The organism is Fodinibius sp. (assembly GCF_034521915.1).
In the GTDB taxonomy this organism is placed as follows: Bacteria; Bacteroidota; Rhodothermia; order Balneolales; family Balneolaceae; genus Fodinibius.
In genome coordinates, this window is record NZ_JAXHLU010000003.1 from 1 (window position 1) to 5,577 (window position 5,577).

Consider the following 5,577-nt stretch of genomic DNA (forward strand, 5'->3'; position numbering starts at 1 on the left):
TACTGTTGAATTAAATTTCCTTTCGAATCGTAATAGGCAACTTCAGTAATAGTAAACGGACGATAGGGATCTGCATTCCTAATACTTAGTGTTGTCGTCAGGTTAAATGTTTTCTGGCGGTTTTGTTGATAGATATGCGAATAGACAGGTACATAAACTAGCTGTCCCACACTGCTATTTTGTCGCTCAAAATCGGTTGGTTGTTGCTGTGATATAGCATCGGTCGAATTTTTCTGTTCTACTACTGGTACCGAATCCGATTGTGCTTCCGCAGAAGGGGCTTCCTGCTCCGAAGCACATCCTACCATAACAATTCCCATAATAAACATCAGTGTAATACGCTGCATAAATAAGTAAGATGAAAACCAGCTTTTTTATAAATAATTATAATCATTGTATTTCAAAGTATGAACCTTCAGTTTTGCTTCAAAATCATTTGTTATGTTTGAATTGCTATGAAATTACTCATCATCGAAGACAACGAAGATTTGCTGCAGAACATCCAAACGTATCTGAAGCGCGAAGGATATATCTGTGAAACAGCTCAGTCATATTCCGAGGCTTTTGACAAGGTAATGTCGTACACCTACGATGTGGTACTTATTGACATTATGATTCCGGGCGGTTCGGGCCTACAGGTTTTACGGGAGTTGAAATCCGTGAATCCGGAAACAGGAACGATCATCATATCGGCTAAAAATGCTCTGGATGACAAAGTGGAAGGACTGGAACTGGGCGCTGATGATTACATCACCAAACCTTTTCAATTGCCCGAGCTCCACGCACGTATTAAAGCTGTAAATCGAAGGCAGCAGCGCGACGGCAAGGAAATTATCAATGTGAATGAGATTGCTATCAATACCAAAACGATGGAAGTAACGGTGGATGGAAATCCCGTAAATCTTACTCCAAAGGAATATGAATTACTACTCTATTTTTCATCCAATAAAAACCATGTACTCTCCAAGCAGACCATTGCCGAACACTTGTGGGGCGATTATGTAGATCACCTCGAAAACCTCGACTTTGTGTATCAACACATCAAAAATCTGCGCAAAAAATTAGAAAAAGCCGGCGCTAATGACTATATCGAAAGCGTCTACGGTATTGGATACAAATTTAAAGTCCACTGATTGACATGAAACTGATAACAAAATTTGTTCTCTTGTATCTTGTTGTAACCATTATTGTACTGGGGATAGGGGGATTTGTGTCTTATCATATTATCAAGGGCGAACTCGACAACGAACTTAAGTGGCGCTTTTTGGATCGGGTGGAACGAGTTACGTACCTGCTGGAACAGGGGAAAAATTTTGAAAGCCCGGTGCAAGATAACGATGATACCAATTTAAAAATAGTTGCTCTCCCGAATCGGGTAGAACCAAATGTAGAAATTCGCGATACCCTGGTCTGGCATGATCGCCTGCAGCAGATGGAACACAATTTAAAGTTAGTTGCCCACCGCAACGTTGACGGCACCAGTTATCGTATTACCACCTATGGGGCACTTGTTGAATCCGACGACATCACCGAAGCGGTAATACAAATTCTGCTCTGGATTCTAGGACTGCAAGTTATTGGTGCCGTTGGAGTGGGATTCATTGTTTCCAACAGGCTATTTAAACCATTCCGCAAAACGCTGGAACGAATAAAAAACTTCAGATTGCAAGATAAAAACCCGATTACCGCTGAAGAAACATCCGTAGCCGAATTCGATGATTTAAATAAATTTGTTGAGCAGATGACCAGCAAGGCTATCACAGATTATAAAAATCTAAAAGAGTTTGCAGAAAATGCTTCCCATGAGCTTCAAACTCCTCTCTCCATCATCAAGGGAAAGCTGGAGCTGCTTACCGAAACCGACCTTTCTCCCGAGCAGTATCAACTTGTGGAAGACAGTCAACGATCGGTAAAAAAGTTGTCACGACTCAGCGAGTCACTAGCCTTGCTTACTAAGATCGAAAACCATGAGTTTACCGGTACCGAAGAAGTTAACCTCTCTGAGTTAATTAAAGACAGCATCCAGTCTTTTGATGAATTTATTACGCTTAATGGCCTAACGGTTGAAGCTGATGTCGAAGATGATGTTTTCGTACATATGCATCCCGTTCTGGCAGATATATTATGGACCAATCTCTTCCAGAATGCTATAAAACATAATGTAGAAGAGGGAAATATTGACATTTCGCTAAACAGCCAACGCCTTCGCATCTCCAATACCGGGAATCCGCTCTCCTCAACACCCGAAGAATTGTTTCGGCGATTCAAAAAAGATAATGTCAATTCTAAATCTATTGGACTTGGTTTGGCAATAATCAAACGAATTGCCGACCAATACCATTATACCATTTCGTATACCTGCGAAGATGGATGGCATACTGTAACAATTAACTTACAAAACTGAGGAATCTTCAAACTTTCTTCAGTATTCGTTTAATGTTTGAACAGTATCACCTGTTATCTTTTCGACTAAAGAAATTAAATAACGTCGTATTTTCTAACATCTACCTAATAATGAAAAAGTTACTCTCTACACTATCCCTGCTATTACTTTTTTCCGTTCCTGTTCTTGCGCAATCTGACGGTTCTATATCGGGCACCGTTTTAGATCAGGAAAACGAACCACTGTCCAGTGCTTCAGTGGCGATTTATGACTCAACTCAATCCAATATCATAACCGGAGCTTCTACTGATAATGAGGGTTCTTTCTCTATCAATATTTCACCGGGCCAATATGTGTTAAAAGTCACCTTTCTCTCTTTCAAGCCCTACATTCAGCAGTTCCAAATTTCGGAGGGTGAAACAACAGATCTTGGCACTATTAACATGACTCCAACTTCGGAAGATCTTGGAGAGCTATTTGTACGCGCCGAACGATCTGAAATGCAGATGAACTTTGACAAGCGCACCTTCCAGGTGGGACAGGATATAACCAGTCTTGGAGGATCGGCTGTAGATGTTCTTAATAATGTTCCCTCCGTTTCTACCGATATCGATGGTAATATTAGCCTGCGCGGTAATGAGTCGGTGCGGGTACTTATCAATGGCAAACCTTCGAACATGGCAAGCAACAGTAATGTGGATGCCCTTAACAGTATTCCTGCAACCATGATTAAATCGGTTGAAATTATTACCAATCCCTCTGCACGTTATGCGGCCGAAGGATCAGGTGGAATCATCAATATTATCCTAAAGAAAGATCAGCGCCGTGGATTTAATGGAAGCTTCCAAGTGGGCACCGGATTACCGGAAGAATACGAAGGTTCTGCCAATTTAAATTATCGAGTGGGTGATATTAACTGGTTTTTCAACGGCGGACTTGATTATAGCAGCGAACCCGAAGGAGGCAGTTCCTTCCAGCGTTTTTCCGGTCCCGATACTACCTATATGTACCGTGAACAGACCGATTCTCAGGAATCAGAGCTTGACGGTGATCTTCAATTTGGAGCTGATTTCTATCTTACCGAAACACAGGTACTTACTGCCAGTGCTTATTTGAGCGCCGAACGCGGAGAAAATATTGAAGACATCACTTATACCGATCTTGAATACAGTCCAGGAGCTTTTACTGGTGATGTCTTAAAAAAGACCTATCGCGAAAATAGACAGGAGAGTAATGAAGGAGATATTGACATAAATCTGAATTACGAAAACAAAATTGACGGAAATGATCACAAGCTTGTGGCTGATGCCAGCTTTGATATTAGCCGAGAAAAATCCACAAATAATATTGAGGAAACCGTTCGTCAAGGCAATGAAGATCCGCTGATGCAGCGAGCCATCGATGAGGAAGAAGAAATGGATCTTCGGTTTAATGCCGAATATAAACGTCCAATTTGGGGGGATGGCAAATTGGAGGCCGGCCTGCGAAGTGATACGGAGTGGATGGATAACAGCTATCTTGCCGAAACAAGGGTCAATGGTACTTGGGTAAGCGAAGAGAATTATACCGATAACTTTCTCTATACCGAAAACGTTAACGCTGCATTCGCTATACTAAATTACGAATGGTCTTCATTATCGGGTCAAGTAGGCCTTCGCCTTGAAAACACGAATATTCGTACGGAAGTCAAAAGTGATAATACGGTAGTTACTCAAAATTATGTAAACCTCTTCCCAAGTGTATTCTTGAGCTACTCTTTCAACGAACAGCAATCGGTTCAGGTGAGTTATAGCCGACGCTTACAGCGCCCATGGTCACGAGCGCTCATCCCTTTTAATGATTTTGACGATCAACGCAGCCAATTTACTGGTAATCCCAACCTGACACCGGAATTCAGTAACTCTTATGAGTTGGGTTATCTGCACTACTGGAACTCAGGTTCTCTGCTTACAAGTTTTTATCACCGCTATCGCACTGATGTTATTGAGCGTATAACCGAAGCACAACAAGGCGTTACCCGTATCTTTCCCATCAACCTTGCTTCCGAAAAAGCTTGGGGCGTTGAGTTTTCAGCCGACCAGGAAATAGCGGATCGATTAAACCTAACAGCCAATGCCAATTTATTCCGATCCAACTCCGAAGGTACCTATCAAGATCAGGTGTTTAGCAGCGAATCCGAAAACTTCCGGGCACGTATGAGACTGCGCTGGGAAATTGTTGATGGATTGAACTATCAAGCTTCCATGCGCTATCGTGGACCCAGCGAAACTACTCAGGGCCGACGCGAAGGCATGACAATGATTGATACTGGTGTTTCTAAAGACTTGATGGATGGAAAGGCCAAGATTTCACTCAATATTCGCGACCTATTGAATTCACAGAACTTTAGTTATACTGCTAATACCGACGGTAATCCCAATACCGATTTTTATACCCAGCGTGAGTTTAGCTGGTCATCACGATCTGCAACCATCAGCTTTCAATACTTTTTCGGAGAACGCAACAAAGAACAGAAAAGAAGAGATCAAGGTCCCAACGGAGACGGTCCTCCAGAAATGGAGATGTAAGAAACAGACTAAAAATTCACAAAGAGCTCTTAAGTAATTATCTTAGCATAAACAAAAACAAATGACCTTATGAGCTCTGTTATTGCATCCTATAAACTTGGCGACATCGCTGTTGAAATTAGCGAAACAGATCATCCCAATAAATTAAAAGTGGATTGTAACGACGGTAACTTTCACTCCGAATTTACCGTCCGCAAATACGAATACGAAAATTATAAGCGTCATATGAACCAGCGCATAAAAAACGCTTATGATGAACAATATAAAAGTGAAGAAGAGTAGCCGATAATTATTTTTAGCAATAATCATAAATGCCCGGCACTTTTAAAGTGCCGGGCATTTTATTTCGGAAAACTATTTATCTAATCAAACAAATATTCTCCGGTACGCTGCATGTGCATCAGCCGCTCTACGCGATCCTCAGTTTCGGGATGCGTAGAAAACAGTCTCATAAAATTTCCGCCGCTAAAGGGATTCACCGGAAACATATGCGAAGTTGAACGCATCGCTGTATCTGATACATTCATTGGAATTTGCTCGGCCGCCTTTTCAATCCGCTGCAAGGCCGATGCAAGCTGGCCCGGCTGACCGCATATTTCTGCTCCTGTTCGATCAGCTTCATATTCT

Annotated in this window: 6 protein-coding genes; 4 read left to right on the forward strand and 2 right to left on the reverse strand. The window is 41.9% G+C overall.

The window, feature by feature from the left end; genetic code table 11:
* A partial coding sequence (locus tag U5J89_RS02595) for a DUF3124 domain-containing protein (protein ID WP_322574044.1) occupies nt 1-347 on the reverse strand: 347 nt, incomplete at its 3' end.
* Nucleotides 348-455: 108 nt separating this feature from the next.
* Between U5J89_RS02595 and U5J89_RS02600 the strand changes: the two genes are divergently transcribed.
* From U5J89_RS02600 to U5J89_RS02615, 4 genes are all read left to right on the forward strand, one after another.
* A complete protein-coding gene (locus U5J89_RS02600) occupies nt 456-1,133 on the forward strand; it encodes a response regulator transcription factor (RefSeq protein WP_322574045.1) in 678 nt (225 codons plus the stop codon).
* A 5-nt stretch (nt 1,134-1,138) separates the two neighbouring features.
* Nucleotides 1,139-2,404, forward strand: a complete 1,266-nt coding sequence (locus U5J89_RS02605; protein ID WP_322574046.1) for a HAMP domain-containing sensor histidine kinase — start codon at nt 1,139-1,141, stop codon at nt 2,402-2,404.
* Nucleotides 2,405-2,514: 110 nt separating this feature from the next.
* On the forward strand, nt 2,515-4,950 hold the full coding sequence (locus U5J89_RS02610) for a TonB-dependent receptor (RefSeq protein ID WP_322574047.1): 2,436 nt from the start codon (nt 2,515-2,517) through the stop codon (nt 4,948-4,950).
* A gap of 69 nt (nt 4,951-5,019) precedes the next feature.
* Nucleotides 5,020-5,232: a hypothetical protein gene (locus tag U5J89_RS02615; protein WP_322574048.1), complete on the forward strand. Its 213-nt coding sequence runs from the start codon at nt 5,020-5,022 to the stop codon at nt 5,230-5,232.
* 80 nt (nt 5,233-5,312) lie between these two features.
* Here the strand turns inward: U5J89_RS02615 and U5J89_RS02620 are convergent.
* Nucleotides 5,313-5,577 (reverse strand): M48 family metalloprotease (locus tag U5J89_RS02620; RefSeq protein WP_322574049.1); only part of this gene is annotated, 265 nt, incomplete at its 5' end.

Excerpts from the sequence above, each read along its gene's own strand:
- U5J89_RS02600 (WP_322574045.1), top strand. The coding sequence starts at position 456 with ATGAAATTACTCATCATCGAAGACAACGAAGATTTGCTGCAGAACATC.
- U5J89_RS02610 (WP_322574047.1), top strand. The coding sequence starts at position 2,515 with ATGAAAAAGTTACTCTCTACACTATCCCTGCTATTACTTTTTTCCGTT.
- U5J89_RS02605 (WP_322574046.1), top strand. The coding sequence starts at position 1,139 with ATGAAACTGATAACAAAATTTGTTCTCTTGTATCTTGTTGTAACCATT.
- U5J89_RS02615 (WP_322574048.1), top strand. The coding sequence starts at position 5,020 with ATGAGCTCTGTTATTGCATCCTATAAACTTGGCGACATCGCTGTTGAA.